Genomic DNA, 18,023 nt, shown 5'->3' with positions numbered 1-18,023 from the left:
TAGACGGGACAAGGCATAATCTCCCCTTTGGGAAGGGAATGTCATTTCCTTGATTCGCTTAACCCTTGATTTGTCGTTATTTCGAGCATATTCCCCGAAATAAGTAGCTTAAATAAATAGCTTAAATAAGCTACTTATTTCGGGGATACACCCCTACTGCTTACATCTCCTATTTTCCAGCGTGGTCAACCGAAACTTGATTTCAGCGTACTCAGCAGTTTGAGCCTCTAACTTGACTAGCCGCGTATTGGTGTCGAATGCGAGTCTGAAGACGGGCGAAACAATTTGATTGACTCCCACGAGGGTAGTGATGACAGTGCCAATAAGACCGATCGCCAGATGTTTGTCGCTCATTTTTCGTTGATTAGTAGGGTTATTCATGGCATTAGGGAAACGGGATTGGATTTACATGGCTAGTCAATAATTTATCTAGGGTTTACGGGCGATATTCGTATATCAGTAGCTGAATTCGTTCTAGTCGCTTATAGGGTGTAAACGAGAGCGAATAGCTACCTAATAGGTCTTGAGAAAATCGAATGATTCGCGACCCTCGATAAATCTTTCTTACAGCGATTTTGGCATTCGTGATATTCCCCGCATTTTGAGACTGACTAAGAATGCCATGATAATTAACATTCGGATTATTCACGGCGAATGTCCGCACGAGTAAAATCGGTGAATTAAAGCTCACGGGTAAAAATTGTTCACCAATTGGATTATAAGAACCTTCCCCCTCCGATATAGCAACAAAAAAATTGCTGTACATCAATTGCCAAGCATCAGGAGCCTGTAGGTCGATAGGAACGTCATCGGGAATCAGAAGGGGAAGACTACTCATACTAGGTTTAACGTAATTGCCATGTTTTCAAGATAGGCATCGATGTCTATTGGCAAAGAAGATAGAGCATCGATATAGTCGCGGAAAGATAGTTTTCTAACTAGGAATAAGTCCCGATATTTCATGGCTTGTTGATAAGCGACAAAATCGTCGGGACTCACTTCATCACCTAACTGAAGTTCCATGTCTGTAGCTTCAAAGATTAGTTGATGATTCATAAATTAGCTTCCAGGCGCGACGGTACTGCTAAAGTCCACAAGGTCAGGAGCGTCTACAAACCTTTCGGACTTAAACGAGGCAGAAAATCCGTTAGGAGTTTTTAACTCAATGTCTCTTTGACGCGTGATTTCCGCTTCCGTTGCCGATACCCCGAAAGGTAAGACGTAGCCCTGAGACGACGAACTCGTGCGACTTTTGTAGGTTTCGTTAGTAATCCGCGATCTTCGTTCGACGGGGTTCGTTAACCGTTCGCGAAAGATAGCTTTCGCCGATTCAAAACCTTTAATAGTGTTCGGTTTCGTAGTCGCATTAGCCGCGGGGATATTTTGCCAGTGTAATTCGCCACGAAGGTCGGACTGTCCTTTAATCCAATTAAACGCACGATTCGAGACGGTGGTAACAACTAAAATCGTAGGATTACCGAAAGGTTTAATGATACAGTTTTTAATACCCCCTCGGTCGCGAGTAGACGATTGAGGTAAATCGCGAGGTTTGGCACTGGCATCATTCGCCTCACCTAATTTCCATAACGCGTAATTTCGTAATTTCGCATTCGGAATAGTGGTAGGACTCGTTCCAGGAGCGGCGGCGGCTAACCATGCCTGGAATTGTTCTTCTAAATCGTTAAATCGTCTTCTAGCCATATAGCAGGTCTCCAGAGAGATGCGTTTGAATTACTTAGTATCATAGCATCTCAACCATCATAGGTTTCCTGGAAGGTCTAGACCTTCCGCGCGGAGTGTAGCCCATTTTATGGCTGATTCTAGGTATCGATTAAAGTCGTTAAATCGACTAAATTCGCCTGCACTAAGGTGATAGGCTTTTCAAAAGCCCAGGCATCGGCAACGGCACGAGAAAACAGCAGATTTACATTCGGACGCTTGCGCGGTTCCTTTCTTGATTTTCCGAGAACACGGATTGTTCGCGGAGTTTGAGGATACTTCCTATTCTCATCTCCTGATTTACCGATGCTTAGATTTTCCCAATCTGGCGTATGCCCTTGAATAGCCAAAACACGGCGAATTAGTTCTTTGACGTTTTCCTCATCTCGACTTAACATCTGGAGTTGATAGCCTTTATCTTTCTCACCGTAATAATAAAGCTGTTTTCCGCGTTTCCAGACGAACTTCGTACCCGTCATAAATTCTCGCTGAATAGCTGTAGCGATAGTTCTTAATTTCGCTAAAGTAATCGTCTCGCTAGTTTCGCCCATAAGACGAAAGCTAAACGTTCCCTCGATAGGACGATAACCATATTCAATTTCGTCCTCTGGCTCAAGCCAATAAAAAGTTATCTGTGGTACAAATCGTCGCGTGGCGTGTATCTCGTCAAGGGGAATCGCGTAATAGATGGGCATCAAATCACGCGCTTTTCTTAGATGGAAGAAAAAAATGATAATTCGCAAAATAACAATGAGTGCGGAATCATTATCGGAGATTAAGCAAGCGATTTTCAGTGATGAACGAGGGACGGTTATATCATCCAAGTCCTTTACATCATCGAATTCATCCCGCACCCAGGCATTATGAATTTTACGAACAAGATCGAGCAAGTGTTCAACGGCTCTAAAATCATTAGGTAATCCCATAAAATAAACAAAATGGTAAATTGTGGTATAAATGTATTATAGAAAATTACAGACAACAATAAGCCATGAAACTTAAGGACATCGCGAAACACGAACAGATTGACATCACGACGCTCGGAAAAAACGATGAACAATTGATTAAGGATATTCAGCAACATTTGATGAATGCTGGATACCTAAGCAGAGCGAGTGCGGTCGATGGCATCGTTGGCAACAAAACCATCGAGGCATTTAATCGATTCAAAAAAGATAGTGACCTTGAATATCCCAATCTGTTAGGGTACACGACAGCACAGCAATTAATGGAACGAAACGGGATATTTCCGTGGTTAATGCCTACCCGTGGCGAGGGATGGATTTCCTCGCGGTTCGGAATGAGACACTTGAATGGACGGACTCGTATGCACACCGGTGTAGATGTGGCGGCTGACAAGGGAACCCCCGTAGTGGCTATTCGAGACGGGGTAATCATCGCCCTAGTTAGACACTGCAAAGAAGGAAATTATTCTTGCGGTGGGGGATACGGAAACTACGTTCACATCAAGCACGATGACACGGGATATGAATCGCTATACGCTCATCTGGACAAAGTTGCCGAACACCTAGCGGTCGGAAAAAACGTAAACCCTGACGAGATTATCGGAACCGTCGGGAACACGGGACATTCATTCGGTTCTCACCTTCATTTCGAGATTCGGAAAATGGGTGAGCCTATCAATCCCATAAGTGTTATGCGAGTCGTGTAAGCATTGTCCCTGAAATAAGCTCATTAACAAGCTTATTAATAATGAGCTTATTTTAACCACACACCCTATCATTCGGAGAAGCGAAAATGAAAATACCTGTAGATGCCAATGGAAACCTAAGAATTCCCGCTAGTGCGAGAAAATCGGTAGAAAGTCTTGTGGCGTGGGGGATAGACGCTTTACTCAATAAGCACTCTCAAGAGGCTATTCTCGAAAATATCGGGGACAGGGTAGCCACTTATCAAGTTCAACGGAACACGAAAATGAGCGGAGAAGGCTACGAAGTCCATATTATGCGACTGGCAGTTAAGATTGACCCCGAAAGAACCTTTAACGGAAAACCCAATTGGGAAAACATAGAGGAAATCGCACCGGGTCAAACCGTCTATGTCCACAATAGTATGCTTGCGCCTTTAACATAATGAATCCTAACGCTATCGCCATTATCTTCGCATCGATGTCTGTCGGATGCTATTTAATCGAACTCAAATCGGGCATTTCTGACCATCGTTACCCTGAGTTGATAATGACGATAGCTTCTACACTATTGGCACAACAAGCAACACAACGAGGTAAATAACAATGCCACCAAGACAGCCATCGGTGTTCGATGAAAGTAAATCGGGATGGGGATTTGGACGATCCTCGAAATCGTCGGGAAACATAAGCGGCTCTGTCAGCAATATTCGAGGGAACGTACCATCGGTTCCCAATTACGGAAAATGGACGCGCGGTAATTATTCATCTGGCGGTAACGCATCATCATCGGCGCGCCCCGTTTACGGTTCAACAGGAGTTACAGCGTCAAAATCAGCACCTTCCGCATATAGCAGGAGTGTTCCATCGGCGGGCTATAGAAATATGCCAGGAAGTTCGCCGAATCGATTTGATGGACGCGCGGAAAATACCCCACCGCTATCGAATGTAAATTTTAATAATCCTTACACGAATCAGTACATCAAGTCAGCGACAAATATACGCTCGGTTTCCGATGCAGTATCAGGGAATAGCGTACCGACTTCTAACGGATTCGTTTCGCAAAATCCATTCGGAAGTATTCAACCGACAAACGTGATGAATATAGGGGCATTTTCACCTTATGAAGAAATCGATGATTTATCGCCCAAAACGACAGCGGAAAGCGAGGATATTAACCGTTACATAGGGGAAGATGTATCCCCCGAACTGGACTTCGATGATGAAGCATTTTTGAATGGACAGCGAATGTTATCGGCGTTACAGAATGTATCAAGTCGAGTAATTGAAGAGGCAGAATATCCATTCACGGGCGGACAAATGCCCGGTGTACTCTATCAAGTCCTTCTAGAATACCTTCACCCTAATTTTGGGTGGCTGAGTGCGGGAGGCGATATTTATCTCGGCCCGATCACTTTTGAGAAAATTGGTGATCGATGGTATCTGAACGGAATAAGACTTGGAGTTTCGGAATATCGAATAAAAACCGTATATCGGGTTGACGGCCAACCCGATACGGGAGGGAATCCCCCACCTACAAAAGCGGAAGTTACTTACACTCCTGTCTTGAGTAGCCGACAGCAAGAGGCAACGAGTAACAAACCCCTTCCTCTTGAATATCCCAGCGTCCTAAATCAAATCGTTTCGGGCATTCCTAAAAATAACTCGACACAAGAAATAGTGTCGGGATTATCGGATTACAGCGATGCGGAATTAGAAAGGATACTCGATGAATATGGAATCGAATCCATACAGGAGACCCTATCACGAGAAATTAATCGTTCGGAGGCTTTAAATAGTCAATTGGCAGAATTAAACAAGCAATTGACGGAGGTTAATGAACGATTAAAGACAGAACAGGAAAATCGCCAGTTAGAACAATTGAAAACCGATATAGAACGCCAAATCACTATCACTGAAGCCAATAAACAAACTCAGCGAGAACTATTCGGAAGAATGACCGTTGATGCCAATACACAGCCAAGTACCAATCCGTTGATAAACCCGACCACTATCGCTACTGGACTCGCACTAGGGGCGATCGCCACGGGAACGGGAGCGAACATAAATCCATTCGGGAACCCATCACCGACTATCCCGAATGCGAGTACGGGAAGTCGTGTACCACAGTCCACGAACACGAGTCCCAATAATGTCATTCAATTCCCCAAAACGCCAGAGCAAAAAAATCGAGAAAACATAACCGACAAGAAAACAACTAATGAGGCTCCGAAGGTTCAACCAACCCCGAATACCTGCCAAAACACCGATGACCCGATGTATAAGTGCATCGGGAATATCGAAAGAGGAATGGCGAACCAAAAAGGCACACTTGACGAAATTAAAGACTTTTTCAAGAACAAACTCGATACCGCGCTAAATGCTCTCAATGCCTTTCTTCAGGCATTCGATATAGGGTTATTGATGCGAATTGACAATAAACTCGGCGCGCAACTTCCAGGGGGATTATCAGGGTTTTTGACTGACGTATTTACTCGATTGTGGAACTCTCGAATAGTTGACAGAGCGTTAAATATTATCGGGGTAGCCGCGTCTATCCATAACGCCGTAATGCTATCGAGAAACGTCGGGACAACGTTAGGGGCAGTAATCTCGAATGTATTGGGAATCTTCGGAGTTAAAGACCCCGAAGCGACTACGGATAAAATAGGGGAAATCATCAACGGAACAATCGAAAACCTTGTCAAATCGATTGTAGGTGCTGAAAACTACGAATCTTTAACGAAAACGTGGGCTAGTGCAAACCGCATTTATCAAGCGGCTACGAACATCTATCAGATGATGACCGATTCAACCTATGCTATCGCGGAAGGTCTAGGGAAATTGGGAGAGCGTACAGGGAAGATTGGGAATGCACTTAAGGCATCGGGAATCTTACTGGAAAATACGCTTGAATGGCTTGATGAAAACTCAAACATTCACATCGGGAAAAATCGCAAGCTAAACGCCTTGATTAATGGGTTACAGGGAGCGCAGGAGGTAGCATCCGACCTAGAGGATATAACTTCTAATTTCCGCGAAGCGACCGAGAATGTGACTGAGATTAAAGAGGAAATGGGGAATCTGAAAAAAGAAGTGGATGACCTTACCAAAGTGAAAAAAGAAGAAGAGAATAAGGCTAAAACTGATAGCCAGGGTGCGAATATTACCCGTACTGACCTAGTTAAACCCGAAGGGTGATAAATTAAGGAAAACCTTCCAATTACCTTCGATATAAGCCACGAGATAATGAGAGTATCAAGTGGCTTATTTTTTATTCACAGTAAGGAAGGAAAAAAGGAAAGTGAAACATCCCCCCCAAAAGGGACATTGTAACGGTCGCAGTCATTCCGTCAAGGGTTCCCTGACGGCTCGTACCTCGCCCTTGACGGAATGCCTTAGCGACCCTGTTTTTCTTTTTTTTGGGGGGAGGGATGTTCCTACCCCGAGAGCAAAGACAATGGCAAGGCAAGGGAAAACCGAGGCAGTGAAAAGGTAAGCCAGTAGAAGGGTAGGCGACTAGGTAAAGGTCATGTCTTAAAATAAGCTCATTATTAAGCTTATTATTAATAAGCTTATTATCAGGGTAATGCTCTATAGCCCTAATCGGGGTACACCGACACGAGGAAAAAATGAATGAGCGATGACACGGGTATCATCACAAATAAGCTATGCGGAGAGTTTTGAATAAATACAGTGAAAACCTAATCCCTGTGATGGTTTAACTGTGCGGAGAGTTGTATCTATCCTTTTGGTCGTTAGCCGTATCCCTAAGATAATGAGCTTAATAATGAGCTTATCTTAGGGGATATGCTCTACAGTCAATGCTTACCGCTTATCGGCGATAGCCGTGCCTATCTAGGAACAAGGAAATCCCCTCCCCTTAACCCCAAAAGCCGATTATAGGTGTACGCGGGAGATCGTCAACGGCGACCGTAGGGAGTGCGTAGCATCGTCAGACCGTTGACAATCTACAAGGACACCGTAGAATCGAGCGAGGGTTAAGGGGAATGATTTCCCTCATCATCATTGATTAATTTCTCAATATCACAGTGATACATCTCATTTAGCAAGCGAATCACTTCTCTTTTATTGCTAATGACTTCTAATTACTTTCTGTCCTATGCACATTTCATGAATTCTGTCAAATCTAAAAATCATCTCCCCGAACAGGAGAGATACCCATAAGTAAAGCTGATACGGATGTATATCTAAATTTGATAAATTCTCAAGTGCTAAACAAACATCGATTTTGCGATGGGTTTAAGGCATCTAGAAGACACGACAGGGTAGCCAATGAAGGAATACCCCACCGTCTCGGATTACGCGCCTTCCTGGCGAAATCGTTGAAACGTATATATAGCAATACTTTTGACACAGTACATATGTTCTATATATACATATGTAATATATAAATATAAAAAATATAAAAAATATAATATATATGTACTCTTGACGCTCGTATACGTTTAGAGTTTACGCTAGTAATGCAAATCAAATATCCGATTGATGCTGTACGCCAATACAGAGTTAATCGATGTTCTACCGACTAAATCCACTAGTCAGGAGATTATTTTTATGACTGTTCTTAGTTCGTCAGAATGGGTACGCTATCACGAGAAATGCACAGCCAGAGCGAAACACGGTAAATTAGCTCGATTGTCTGCTGGCTTTTACTATACTCGCTCTCCTAAAGGGCATTTACTGAAAATCTTTCAGATTGACGAAGGATATTACGAGGGTTGGTGGTTGGTTGAATCTGCCAATATTTACGCCTACAGTGACCCTGTAGCAACGTTGAGAGAGGCAAAGGAAATCGCATGGAACTGGGATTAATGAAGCGGTTACAGAATAATCCCGAACCCCTGTCCGTTATCGAATAAACTTCAAAATGAAAACGCGCCTAGCGGTGATACGCCAATACCATCGCTAGGTGACTTCCATCGCAACTAAATCCACTAGTCAGGAGATTATTTTTATGGCTTTTCTTAGCGATTCCGCATGGTATGACCATTATCAACGATGCCTAAAGAATGCGAAACATGGCAAAGTTACCCGTGTTAGTGCGGGACAGTACCTTACTCGCTCTTGGAAAGGGACGTACTTGAATATCAATCAAATCAATGAAGGTTTTGGTAAAGGTTGGTGGATTGTGGCTTCTGAGTTTGGCAATGGCTGTAGTGAACCGATTCCTACCCTGAAAAAAGCGAAAGATGTAGCATTCTACTGGTGATAAACCCAATAGGCGAGGGACTTTCAGCCTATACCCTCGCCAGACAGACCCTATATATATAGAATGCGCCTATAGCCAGTACGCCAATACCGACTATAGACGACTTCCATCCCGACTAAATCCACTAGCCGAGAGGCAACATCATTATGACACGCGCAAAAGCCAAGCAACAAGCCAAGAAACCGTTAACTCCCATCGAACGCTTACGCCGATACAACCACCTAACCGCGAAACTTCAAACGATCGAAGTGGCACTAGAACGCTCGAAAGCCTTACAGGAAAGCATCATAGGGGTTATCAATGACCTTCAGATTTCCATCAAGTCCGATGATATGACGACGATTACCGCTCACGGAATCGCCCGTACCCATCTCGAACACTTGCTAGAGACACATCAAGCTCGAATCGTGAAGGAAATGGAACGTCTCGCTAAAGGACTCGACTAACCCTACTCTCCTACCTAACTCATTCGGGCATTACCTCTAAAATAAGCTCATTATTAAGCTCATTATCAATGAGCTTATTTTTTACCCTATGCTCGTGTGGGTATTTCGTCGGGACGGTGTATAGTCTTGGATGGAAGACAGGGGAAGGCTTAGAAGGTCAAGCCAAGAGAGGTATCACAATCGCCGTCGTGATACCGTGAGTATCGGGATGTTAGAGACCATGCCCGCCATGTTCCCCCATCGGGATAGGTTCCGTGGCTAATAGGGCTATTTTTAGCGTGACCACGTTACCGCCTAGAGAGTTGCCAGTGTGATTATCGACTGCTACCGATTAGGAAGTGACCGTGGTAGTTGACAACTTTTCAGTTTTATGCTAGTCGTGGGATTGAGAGAGTTGTGAGAGCGCGCCTGCTTTGGGAGATGGATGACACGGGCGAAAATCCCTATCCTGACGTAATTTTGTGAAGTCGGGATGACAGGATTTGAACCTGCGGCATCCTGCTCCCAAAGCAGGCGCGCTACCAAGCTGCGCTACATCCCGAAAAATCGCCCTTCTAGTATAACGCCCGTCGCGTCGATTTCAATCGGGATACCAGAACATTCCCTTGATCCCCTCCGGATCGAGGACGAAACCGAGACGACGGTAAAAATCCACGACGTGAGGATCGGCGAACAGGGTGATATTGCTGATATCCTCGCCCCGCAACTTCTTGATCGTGAACTTCATCAACGCCTTACCGAAACCCTTATTCTGAAACCCCGGATGTACCACCACGTCCCAGATCGTCGCGTTAAACGCGTGATCCGAGGTGGCGCGGGCGAAACCGATCAAGCGTCGCCGGTTGCCCCGTACCTCCCACATCGAGACGACGAGAAAACTACACTCGATCGCCTTTTTCACTTTCCGCAGGGGACGACGCGCCCACCCCACCGCGTCACACAGTTCCTCCAACTCGTAAAGATCGAGTTCCCGATCGGTACTGAAAAAAAATCGCGACTGCCCCGAACTCTCCCCTCGGGCGACTTCTACCAACTCCCCCATCTCGTCGGGCGACGCGGTGACTTCGGGACTATTAAACAATCTCTTCCAAAAAACCATGCCGGTGGGCTTCCGCCTTGATATATCTATCTCTAAGCTAGGATATTTCCCCTACCGTGTAAACCCCCGCGGACCCGATCGACCCACCCGAAAACCGGGCATTCGATCGTGGTAATATTAGAGATCGTCTACATCGAGACCGATCCGATGCTACCGATCCGAGACTGCGTTCGTCAAACACCCGGCTACACGCCGGGGGAACAGCCTCAAGGCGAGGGTTTCACCAAACTCAACACCAACGAGAACCCCTATCCCCCCCCACCGGAAATTTTTCAAACCCTCCCGGCACAATTAGAGAAAGCGAGACTCTATCCCGATCCCGTCTCCACGGAATTGCGGAAAGCGGCCGCGGAAGTGTACGGTATCCCATCCGATCGAATCCTCGCGGGTAACGGTTCCGATGACATCCTCAATATCGCCCTCCGCACCTTCGTAAACCCCGGCGAAACCGTCGCTTTTCTCGATTTAACCTATTCCCTCTACGAGACGATCGCGCGGGTACACGGCGCGAATATCGTCGAATTCCGAACGAACGAGAAATTTGAACTCGATCGCCCCGTCATCTGTCCGGAGGCGAATCTTATTTTCCTCGCTTCCCCCAATCCCCCGCTAGGCAAACATTTACACCGCGAATATCTAGAGGAAACCTGCGCGCGCGCGTCGGGAGTCGTGCTAATCGATGAAGCCTACGTCGATTTCAGCGACGAGAACCATCTCGATTTTCTCGATCGCCACGAGAATGTCATCATTAGCCGCACCATGTCCAAAAGCTACAGCCTCGCCGGTTTACGCGTGGGTTTCGGCCTCTCTTCCCGCGCCATTATCGAGCAGATGGACAAGGTGCGCGACTCCTACAACCTCGATCGCATCGCCCAAACCCTCGCCACGTCCGCGTTACAACAAAACGAACATTTCCGGGAAATCTGGCGGAAAGTCCGCGCCACCCGCGAGCGTCTGATCGCGTCTCTACGGGAATCGGGATTCGTCGTTTTCGACTCGGAAGCGAATTTCGTCCTCGCGTCCCCGTCGTGGATCGCCGCGAGCGATCTATATACCGAGTTGAAAGAGCGGAAAGTCCTGGTACGCTACTTCAAACACCCCCGAATCCGCGATCACGTCCGCATCTCGATCGGCACCGACGCGGAGATCGATCGACTCCTCGACGCGATTCAAGAGATTCAAGCGACGAGATAAAGGAGTCAGGAGGAGGAATAAAGGATAATACGCTTAAACCTCTACATTCGATCGATCTTGAATCAATAGGGGAAAACAAATCCGCGATCTCCAGCAGAAATCGCGGATCTCGATCGATTTCGTGACTGAGAAGCAACGGGTTACAAGCCGGACGGAGGGTAAAAGTTTTCGTCGGTCGTCTTCGATTCCCTCCCAAAAAACACCTCCTGCCTCCTGCCTCCTGCCTTCTCATTTCGTCGGATCGACTCCCGTATCGGGTCGATCGAACGTACCCACCCGATTGAACGGCCAGAAACGCACCACCGCGCGACCGATCAAGTTATCCTTCGGTACGAAGCCCCAGGCGTGGGAATCGTAGCTATTGTTGCGATTATCGCCGAGAACGAGGTACTGATTATCGGGAACCGTCACCGGACCGAAATCGTAATTCGGTTTCTCGTTAATATAATTTTCCTTCAAAGCTTCCCCGTTCACGTACACCGAACCGCCTTTGACCTCCACGCTGTCCCCCGGTAGTCCGATGACGCGTTTGATAAAGGCATCGTGAAAATTCTGCTCCTGTAAACGTTTCGTCGGGCTAAAAACGACAATATCGCCGCGTTCGGGTTTTTGGAAATGATAGCTAACTTTCTCGATAATCAAGCGATCGTTCACCTGTAGCGTGGGAACCATCGATTCGGAGGGAATATATCGGGCCTCGGCGACGAAAGTACGGATACCGAAGGCGAGAATCCCAGCGGTGGCGATCGTTTTGACCGCCTCGATCCACGGGTTTTCTTCTTGGGGTTGGCGTTGGGAGGAGTTATCGGAATCTTCTTTAAAGCTAGGGGCCATAGAATTTAATCGATTGAGAATCGTTGCAATAAAGACGGTACTCGCTCTTATAGTTTAGCGATAGTGGCAGAATAAAGAATAAATCCAGGGAAATTTATCCATGTCTAGCAGATCTTCGCTCATTTGTCAAGCCAGAATTCTCCTGAGCGACGGAAATTTTCAGATCGGGGACGTGGCGATCGAGAACGGGAAGATCGAGCGGATCGCCGGCGAGATCGATCGAGCGGATCACACCATTATAGACGGGCGGGGATTGACATTGTTGCCCGGCGCGATCGATCCGCAGGTACATTTCCGCGAACCCGGCCTAGAACACAAGGAAGATCTCAACACCGCCAGCCGCGCCTGCGCCCGAGGGGGAGTCACCTCTTTCCTCGAAATGCCCAACACCAAACCCTTAACCACCACCCAGGCGATTCTCAACGATAAATTAGCCCTCGCCGCCCGTAAATCGCTGGTTAACTACGGTTTTTTCATCGGGGCGACCCCGGCGAACCTCCCCGATCTCCTGACCGCGCGCCCGACCTGCGGCATTAAAATCTTCATGGGATCGATGCACGGCGATTTATTGGTGAGTACCGAGGAAGAATTAGAACCGATTTTCGCCAACGGTAGCCGTTTAATCGCCGTCCACGCCGAAGATCACGCCAGAATTCTCGAAAGAAGACAATTATTCGCCGGTAACACCGATCCCGCCATTCACTCGGAAATCCAGGACGAAACCGCCGCCCTCAACGCCACGAAACTCGCGCTCAAACTCTCGAAAAAATATCAACGTCGTTTACACATTTTGCATCTATCCACGGGTATAGAAGCGGAATACCTGCGGGAAGATAAACCGAGTTGGGTATCGGCGGAAGTAACCCCGCAACACCTGTTACTGTCCACGGAAGATTACGCGCGTATCGGAACCCTCGCCCAGATGAACCCGCCGCTTCGATCGCCCGGAAATCAAGAAATTCTCTGGAAAGCCTTACTAGACGGCGTTATCGACTGCATCGCCACGGACCACGCGCCCCACACGTTAGCGGAAAAAGCGAAGGGCTATCCGAACACACCCTCGGGAATGCCGGGGGTAGAAACCTCCCTACCGTTAATGTTGACGGAAGCCATGAAAGGACGCTGTAGCGTGGCGCAAGTATCGAATTGGATGTCCACCGCGCCTGCGAGACTATACAAGATTAAAAATAAAGGAGTCATCGCGCCCGGTTACGACGCGGATTTAATTCTCGTCGATCTCGACAATTATCGTCCGGTTTTACGGGAGGAATTACAGACGAAATGCGGCTGGAGTCCCTTCGAGGGCTGGAACCTGACGGGATGGCCGGTAATGACAATGGTAAACGGTTCGATCGTTTTTCAAAACGGTCAATTCTTCCCGGAAGTACGGGGCAAAGCCCTAGAGTTCGAGGAATAAAGCTTACGGGTCGATGATTCTCGATCGGGCGGGCCGGTTCGAGCGTGTAGTGAATGACGAGGCGATCGGCTTTTGTTTTAAGGGTTTTACCGTTCAAAAATTCGTGGGTACTCAATTAAAATGCTCCAAAAATCTCTCTTCACAACGATTGCCAGCGCGAAAAGAGGTGCGCTAGAACGGTCGGGAGTCCATTCGTGGCATCCTTACTACGCGGGATATAGCGAAGCGTTCGTGAGTTCCGCTATCGAATACTTAAATCTCGATCGTTCCCATGTTTTACTCGATCCTTGGAATGGAAGTGGAACTACCGCGCTCGTTGCATCCAGGTTAGAGATACCCACGCTCGGATGCGATATCAATCCTGTCATGAATATATTTGCCTGTTCAAAAACTGGTTTTTTAATTAAAAACAGTCAGTTGCTTATAGATTTTTTAAATGAAATCGTAGATCTATCTATAAATCTAACCGTTCCGATTCAAGAAAAAGATCCTTTATTAGATTTTATGTCTATCAATCTCGCTCGGGGTCTTCGCTCTTTATATCTGAACATTAATTCTTGGCATTATCCAAAAGTTGATGTAAGCTATAGCTTGATAAATTTCGCACGAGAAAATATAACTTTTTTGAATCCTTTCGAGGCATTTTTAAAAGCCGCTTTATTTATAACCGGCCGAGAATTAGCCGGTTATAAGGGAGGCTCTAATCCAACTTGGATTAAAACTCTGTCCGAAAAACCCGACTATAGTATCGAACACGTAGGGATAGAATTTTCTAAAACGGTTAAAACGATGCTTCATCATTTAAGGGTTAGTTCCCTACCGAGTCTTGATAATTTAACCAACATAACTATCGATGCTGACTCTAGAAAATTGCCATTTCAAGATAATTGTATTGATGGTATTATCACTTCTCCTCCCTATCTAACTCGTATTGATTACGCTATGTCAACCAAGCCAGAGATTCTGATGATCGGCGATCTTTTGGAATTGCGAAAAATTCGAGAAAAAACCATCGGTTCCCCCGTTATCGTCGATAAGAATATCTCGATCGATCCGATATGGGGAAAGACGTGTCTTGAGTTTTTACAAAATGTAGAAAGCCATAATAGTAAAGCCTCTCGCTCGTATTACCTCCCTAACATTCTGCAATATTTTAGAGATATAAAATACTCGTTGATCGAGATTAAGCGTGTCTTAAAGCATCGAGGAAAAGCCTTGTTAGTAGTACAGTCTTCTTATTTTAAAGAACATGAAATAGATCTAGGAAATATCTATGTTGAACTTTGCGATAACTTAGGATTAGATAGTCAAATCGTGAGTCGAGAAATTGTTCGGAATCACATGGCTAACGTCAACAAAAATTCTAATAATTATAAAGCTGGCAAAGTATATCACGAGGATGTAGTTTCTGTCCAAAAAATAAAATGAATACCCTAGAAAATTTTGAAGAATTAATACAAGAGGCGATCGAGTGTTTTTGGGATACCCGTAAACGTCAAGGCGAGAAACAGGAAACGAGCGGTAAAAAAGATATGGGAAACCGTGGTAATGTTACGGGGGGAAAGCACATGGAAGGTTTTGAACATCTTGTCGTCAGGATCGCTCGAGAGTGCGGGATCTCTGAAAACTCGATTTTTTACTCCCAGAATGTCGAACTTCCCGGATATTTTCGCCCGACGAAAAAATGGGATCTATTGATTGTTGATGATGGATTTCTCGTGGCGGCGATCGAGTTTAAATCTCACACTGGCCCCTCTTTTGGAAACAATTTTAATAATCGAACGGAAGAAGCGATCGGTACCGCTCAAGATTTATGGGTAGCCTATCGAGAACGCGCTATCCGCTCGATACTTCGACCTTGGCTGGGATATTTATTATTACTTGAAGATCATCCAGACTCGACTAAACCTAGAAAGCCTAAAGAACCGCATTTCGCGGTTTTTCCAGAATTTAAAGGGCCTTCTCCAGAATATCCAGGATCTTCCTACGCGAAGAGATATGAAGAATTGTTACTGCGATTGATTTACGAGCGTCTGTATGATTCGTGTTGTTTACTTCTCTCGTCCGCGACCAGTCCTTACACAACAATAGAACCCAATGAAACTCTAATGGCAAAACATTTCTTTTCTATGTTGACCGGGCATTTAGCAACTTATGTAAAAATGAAAAATGAATAATGAATAGTAATTAAAATCGAAATAATTCTTGTTTCACAACACATCTAGTCACCTCGCTTTAACCCTCTTTTATTACGATAAAAGAGGGTCGTGCTAATTTTCAAAAAACCCACGATCGATCGATTGTTTCTATTGCCCGAAACGTTTATCTAAAGGGGGTTTATGTGCCGGATACCTTTCGATAACTAGGGAGCGCGATTGGGAAGGGTGGGCGCGGGAGTGGGCGCGGCGACGGGTTTATCGACCGGTTTCTCGATGCGAGGGACGGGGATGAGGGAGAAAAGAAGGGCGCAGAGGGCGAGACTCCCCACCCCGGCGAGAAAGGGGACGGCGCGACCGGCCGCGGATTCCTCCACGGGACGGTAACGACGGGAAACCGGCTGGATTTTTAAGGTGAGATCGGGTAACGTGCGATTATCGGCGAAAAACTGATCGATCGCTTCCACGAGGTCGAATAATTGTACCGTGGTGATTTCTATCTTGACCGGATTCTCGGGTTCGTTGAGATCCGGGGAAGGATACCAGACGAGACGGTGTAGATGATCCTCGGCTTTCTCTAAATATACGTGATCGGGTTTGGTTTCGGGATCGATCGGGTGACGGATGCCGCTGAGACATTCCTGCGCGTAGCTACTGACCGCGTTCGCCAGATTTTCCAGAAAAACCCGTCCTCCCTGCAAAATTTTGGGAACGCCGACGAACCGACACTCGGCGTTAGTCACGATCGATAATACCGGTCTCCCGTCCGCGGGGGGCGCGAAATCATCCGTCAGGCCGTCGAGGACTAAAAGGCAATTCGGTAAACTATACTGTCTTCTCACGTTCATCCTTACACTATCTCTCCATCGAACAGACTGATCCAGAATCTCTGCATTCCCGCCGTACCCGTACAGAATAGTAATCGATCGAGGAGCGTTAACGCGAGTTCGTTCAGCGCGTCTTCCGAGGCCAGATACACGGACACTTTCGCCCGGCGCGCGTTCATCCGACTGCGGAAATTCGATCGAAATCGCTCTAAATACTCCGATAACAGGAAATTATTATCGACCGGTAAATTTTTCGACTCCATCTGTTGCCGGGCCAGCAGTAATTGACGGATAGTAATCGCCAGGGGTTTGGCGCGATAGCTGGCGACGATGACGAGGGCCTTCGCTTGGTCGAGAGTGAGATTATCGAGAGTGTAGGAAACGCGCCAGGGATTGGTACAGCGCAAACGCCAGAAAATAATCCGGTTTTTGATAATTTTATCGAGTCCTAATTCTTTGCCGAGGGCTAACATCGCCTCCCCCGCGCCGACTTCTAGGGATTCTAAAGCTAACAGCATCAAATCGATTTGCTGTTGTAGATGCGAGGCACAACGCTGTCCGGCAATCGGGAAATCCGGTAAAACGCTAAGAATCGCCGGTTTCGTGTCCCCGACAGCGGGGGTTTCGGGCGTTACGCTAGTAGAGGTCATCGTCAAGATTCGGGGAATTGGGTCGGGATCGCCGTCAACGGGGGATACTATGGGGATACTATACAGTAAAGATAATCAGCCGTACTCCATTTTACGAGACACAGGAACCGAATGGATCTCAAATCACTGATTCGCGATATTCCCGATTTTCCCAAACCGGGCATCATGTTTCGCGATATTACCACTCTACTCAATGACGCGGAAGGATTGCGCTACACGATCGATACCCTAGCCGAAAAGTGCCGGGACAAGGGACTGAACCCCGATTATATCGTCGGCATGGAATCGCGGGGCTTTTTATTCGGGGTTCCTCTCGCGTACCAACTGGGGGCCGGTTTTATCCCCGTCCGCAAACCGGGCAAACTTCCCGCGGCCGTCCACTCGATCGAGTACGATCTAGAGTACGGGACGGACACTCTAGAGATCCATCAGGACGCGGTAGCGGCCCATCACAAAGTTCTCATCGTGGACGACCTCATCGCTACCGGCGGAACCGCGAAAGCCACCGCGGAATTATTACAGAAAATCGGTTGCGAGGTCTTGGGATTCGCTTTCATCATCGAGTTAACCTTTTTAGAAGGCCGGAAAAAATTGCCCGATTTACCGATTATCACCCTCGTCGAGTATTAAATGAAGGCGGGAGGTGAGGGGAAAGGGGAAAGGAGAAAGGAGAAAGGTAAAGAGTAAAGGCTAAAGGTGAAGGGATGAAAAGTCGTCTTTTCCTAAAAACTTCCCAATTTTCCCCATCTCCTGACTCCTGACTCCTGACTCCTGACTCCTGACTCCTGACTCCTGACTCC

General features: G+C 46.7%; 18 protein-coding genes and 1 tRNA gene. 11 read left to right on the top strand and 8 right to left on the bottom strand.

What is annotated here, in order from left to right:
* Positions 1-834: 834 nt before the first annotated feature.
* From V0288_RS04575 to V0288_RS04565, 3 genes are all read right to left on the bottom strand, one after another.
* Positions 835-1,056 (bottom strand): hypothetical protein, encoded by a 222-nt coding sequence (locus V0288_RS04575; RefSeq protein ID WP_332863849.1) that lies wholly within the window; start codon positions 1,054-1,056, stop codon positions 835-837.
* Between the two features lie 3 nt (positions 1,057-1,059).
* Positions 1,060-1,701: a hypothetical protein gene (locus tag V0288_RS04570; protein WP_332863848.1), complete on the bottom strand. Its 642-nt coding sequence runs from the start codon at positions 1,699-1,701 to the stop codon at positions 1,060-1,062.
* A gap of 119 nt (positions 1,702-1,820) precedes the next feature.
* Entirely contained in the window at positions 1,821-2,645 is an 825-nt protein-coding gene (locus V0288_RS04565) for a hypothetical protein (RefSeq protein WP_332863847.1), read from the bottom strand.
* Between the two features lie 65 nt (positions 2,646-2,710).
* Here V0288_RS04565 and V0288_RS04560 point away from each other — a divergent pair, with 65 nt between their 5' ends.
* The 6 genes from V0288_RS04560 to V0288_RS04535 all read left to right on the top strand — a co-directional run bounded on the left by V0288_RS04560 (position 2,711) and on the right by V0288_RS04535 (position 9,046).
* Positions 2,711-3,391, top strand: a complete 681-nt coding sequence (locus V0288_RS04560; RefSeq protein ID WP_332863846.1) for a peptidoglycan DD-metalloendopeptidase family protein — start codon at positions 2,711-2,713, stop codon at positions 3,389-3,391.
* An 86-nt stretch (positions 3,392-3,477) separates the two neighbouring features.
* Complete coding sequence (locus tag V0288_RS04555) at positions 3,478-3,813, top strand: hypothetical protein (protein WP_332863845.1); 336 nt, start codon at positions 3,478-3,480, stop codon at positions 3,811-3,813.
* A gap of 439 nt (positions 3,814-4,252) precedes the next feature.
* The gene (locus V0288_RS04550) at positions 4,253-6,568 is read left to right on the top strand and encodes a hypothetical protein (RefSeq protein WP_332863844.1); all 2,316 of its coding nucleotides are present in this window, start codon (positions 4,253-4,255) and stop codon (positions 6,566-6,568) included.
* Between the two features lie 1,377 nt (positions 6,569-7,945).
* On the top strand, positions 7,946-8,203 hold the full coding sequence (locus V0288_RS04545) for a hypothetical protein (RefSeq protein ID WP_332863843.1): 258 nt from the start codon (positions 7,946-7,948) through the stop codon (positions 8,201-8,203).
* A gap of 142 nt (positions 8,204-8,345) precedes the next feature.
* Entirely contained in the window at positions 8,346-8,600 is a 255-nt protein-coding gene (locus tag V0288_RS04540) for a hypothetical protein (protein ID WP_332863842.1), read from the top strand.
* 146 nt (positions 8,601-8,746) lie between these two features.
* Positions 8,747-9,046 carry a hypothetical protein gene (locus tag V0288_RS04535; protein WP_332863841.1) on the top strand — a complete coding sequence of 100 codons (300 nt, stop codon included), beginning with the start codon at positions 8,747-8,749 and terminating at the stop codon, positions 9,044-9,046.
* A gap of 467 nt (positions 9,047-9,513) precedes the next feature.
* Here V0288_RS04535 and V0288_RS04530 read toward each other — a convergent pair.
* Positions 9,514-9,587: transfer RNA gene (locus V0288_RS04530), tRNA-Pro, on the bottom strand.
* A 39-nt stretch (positions 9,588-9,626) separates the two neighbouring features.
* Positions 9,627-10,145 (bottom strand): GNAT family N-acetyltransferase, encoded by a 519-nt coding sequence (locus V0288_RS04525; RefSeq protein ID WP_332863840.1) that lies wholly within the window; start codon positions 10,143-10,145, stop codon positions 9,627-9,629.
* A gap of 147 nt (positions 10,146-10,292) precedes the next feature.
* On the opposite strand from V0288_RS04525, the gene hisC reads away from it, so the two are divergent.
* Complete coding sequence (gene hisC, locus V0288_RS04520; protein ID WP_332863839.1) at positions 10,293-11,339, top strand: histidinol-phosphate transaminase; 1,047 nt, start codon at positions 10,293-10,295, stop codon at positions 11,337-11,339.
* A gap of 228 nt (positions 11,340-11,567) precedes the next feature.
* Here hisC and lepB read toward each other — a convergent pair whose 3' ends face one another.
* Entirely contained in the window at positions 11,568-12,173 is a 606-nt protein-coding gene (lepB, locus tag V0288_RS04515; RefSeq protein ID WP_332863838.1) for a signal peptidase I, read from the bottom strand.
* A 100-nt stretch (positions 12,174-12,273) separates the two neighbouring features.
* On the opposite strand from lepB, the gene V0288_RS04510 reads away from it, so the two are divergent.
* From V0288_RS04510 to V0288_RS04500, 3 genes are all read left to right on the top strand, one after another.
* Positions 12,274-13,590, top strand: coding sequence for a dihydroorotase (locus V0288_RS04510; RefSeq protein WP_332863837.1), 1,317 nt, complete (start codon positions 12,274-12,276; stop codon positions 13,588-13,590).
* 120 nt (positions 13,591-13,710) lie between these two features.
* Positions 13,711-15,018, top strand: coding sequence for a TRM11 family methyltransferase (locus V0288_RS04505; RefSeq protein ID WP_332863836.1), 1,308 nt, complete (start codon positions 13,711-13,713; stop codon positions 15,016-15,018).
* The gene (locus tag V0288_RS04500; RefSeq protein WP_332863835.1) at positions 15,015-15,767 is read left to right on the top strand and encodes a PaeR7I family type II restriction endonuclease; all 753 of its coding nucleotides are present in this window, start codon (positions 15,015-15,017) and stop codon (positions 15,765-15,767) included. Before V0288_RS04505 ends, V0288_RS04500 begins: the two co-directional genes overlap by 4 nt.
* Positions 15,768-15,952: 185 nt before the next feature.
* On the opposite strand, the gene V0288_RS04495 is transcribed toward V0288_RS04500, so the two are convergent.
* Positions 15,953-16,588 (bottom strand): DUF4335 domain-containing protein, encoded by a 636-nt coding sequence (locus V0288_RS04495; protein WP_422661901.1) that lies wholly within the window; start codon positions 16,586-16,588, stop codon positions 15,953-15,955.
* Positions 16,589-16,596: 8 nt separating this feature from the next.
* The gene (locus V0288_RS04490; RefSeq protein ID WP_332863833.1) at positions 16,597-17,223 is read right to left on the bottom strand and encodes a DUF3038 domain-containing protein; all 627 of its coding nucleotides are present in this window, start codon (positions 17,221-17,223) and stop codon (positions 16,597-16,599) included.
* A 111-nt stretch (positions 17,224-17,334) separates the two neighbouring features.
* On the opposite strand from V0288_RS04490, the gene V0288_RS04485 reads away from it, so the two are divergent.
* Positions 17,335-17,853: an adenine phosphoribosyltransferase gene (locus V0288_RS04485; protein ID WP_332863832.1), complete on the top strand. Its 519-nt coding sequence runs from the start codon at positions 17,335-17,337 to the stop codon at positions 17,851-17,853.
* The last annotated feature ends 170 nt before the right edge of the window (positions 17,854-18,023 follow it).

Source organism: Pannus brasiliensis CCIBt3594, assembly GCF_036688125.1.
In the GTDB taxonomy this organism is placed as follows: domain Bacteria; phylum Cyanobacteriota; class Cyanobacteriia; order Cyanobacteriales; family Microcystaceae; genus Pannus; species Pannus brasiliensis.
This window is presented reverse-complemented; position numbering and strand designations above follow the sequence as displayed.

Bases quoted from the DNA above. Each gene is read 5' to 3' on its own strand.
- V0288_RS04575 (WP_332863849.1), bottom strand. From the start codon at position 1,056: ATGAATCATCAACTAATCTTTGAAGCTACAGACATGGAACTTCAGTTA.
- V0288_RS04570 (WP_332863848.1), bottom strand. From the start codon at position 1,701: ATGGCTAGAAGACGATTTAACGATTTAGAAGAACAATTCCAGGCATGG.
- V0288_RS04565 (WP_332863847.1), bottom strand. From the start codon at position 2,645: ATGGGATTACCTAATGATTTTAGAGCCGTTGAACACTTGCTCGATCTT.
- V0288_RS04560 (WP_332863846.1), top strand. From the start codon at position 2,711: ATGAAACTTAAGGACATCGCGAAACACGAACAGATTGACATCACGACG.
- V0288_RS04555 (WP_332863845.1), top strand. From the start codon at position 3,478: ATGAAAATACCTGTAGATGCCAATGGAAACCTAAGAATTCCCGCTAGT.
- V0288_RS04550 (WP_332863844.1), top strand. From the start codon at position 4,253: ATGCCAGGAAGTTCGCCGAATCGATTTGATGGACGCGCGGAAAATACC.
- V0288_RS04545 (WP_332863843.1), top strand. From the start codon at position 7,946: ATGACTGTTCTTAGTTCGTCAGAATGGGTACGCTATCACGAGAAATGC.
- V0288_RS04540 (WP_332863842.1), top strand. From the start codon at position 8,346: ATGGCTTTTCTTAGCGATTCCGCATGGTATGACCATTATCAACGATGC.
- V0288_RS04535 (WP_332863841.1), top strand. From the start codon at position 8,747: ATGACACGCGCAAAAGCCAAGCAACAAGCCAAGAAACCGTTAACTCCC.
- V0288_RS04525 (WP_332863840.1), bottom strand. From the start codon at position 10,145: ATGGTTTTTTGGAAGAGATTGTTTAATAGTCCCGAAGTCACCGCGTCG.
- hisC (WP_332863839.1), top strand. From the start codon at position 10,293: ATGCTACCGATCCGAGACTGCGTTCGTCAAACACCCGGCTACACGCCG.
- lepB (WP_332863838.1), bottom strand. From the start codon at position 12,173: ATGGCCCCTAGCTTTAAAGAAGATTCCGATAACTCCTCCCAACGCCAA.
- V0288_RS04510 (WP_332863837.1), top strand. From the start codon at position 12,274: ATGTCTAGCAGATCTTCGCTCATTTGTCAAGCCAGAATTCTCCTGAGC.
- V0288_RS04505 (WP_332863836.1), top strand. From the start codon at position 13,711: ATGCTCCAAAAATCTCTCTTCACAACGATTGCCAGCGCGAAAAGAGGT.
- V0288_RS04500 (WP_332863835.1), top strand. From the start codon at position 15,015: ATGAATACCCTAGAAAATTTTGAAGAATTAATACAAGAGGCGATCGAG.
- V0288_RS04490 (WP_332863833.1), bottom strand. From the start codon at position 17,223: ATGACCTCTACTAGCGTAACGCCCGAAACCCCCGCTGTCGGGGACACG.
- V0288_RS04485 (WP_332863832.1), top strand. From the start codon at position 17,335: ATGGATCTCAAATCACTGATTCGCGATATTCCCGATTTTCCCAAACCG.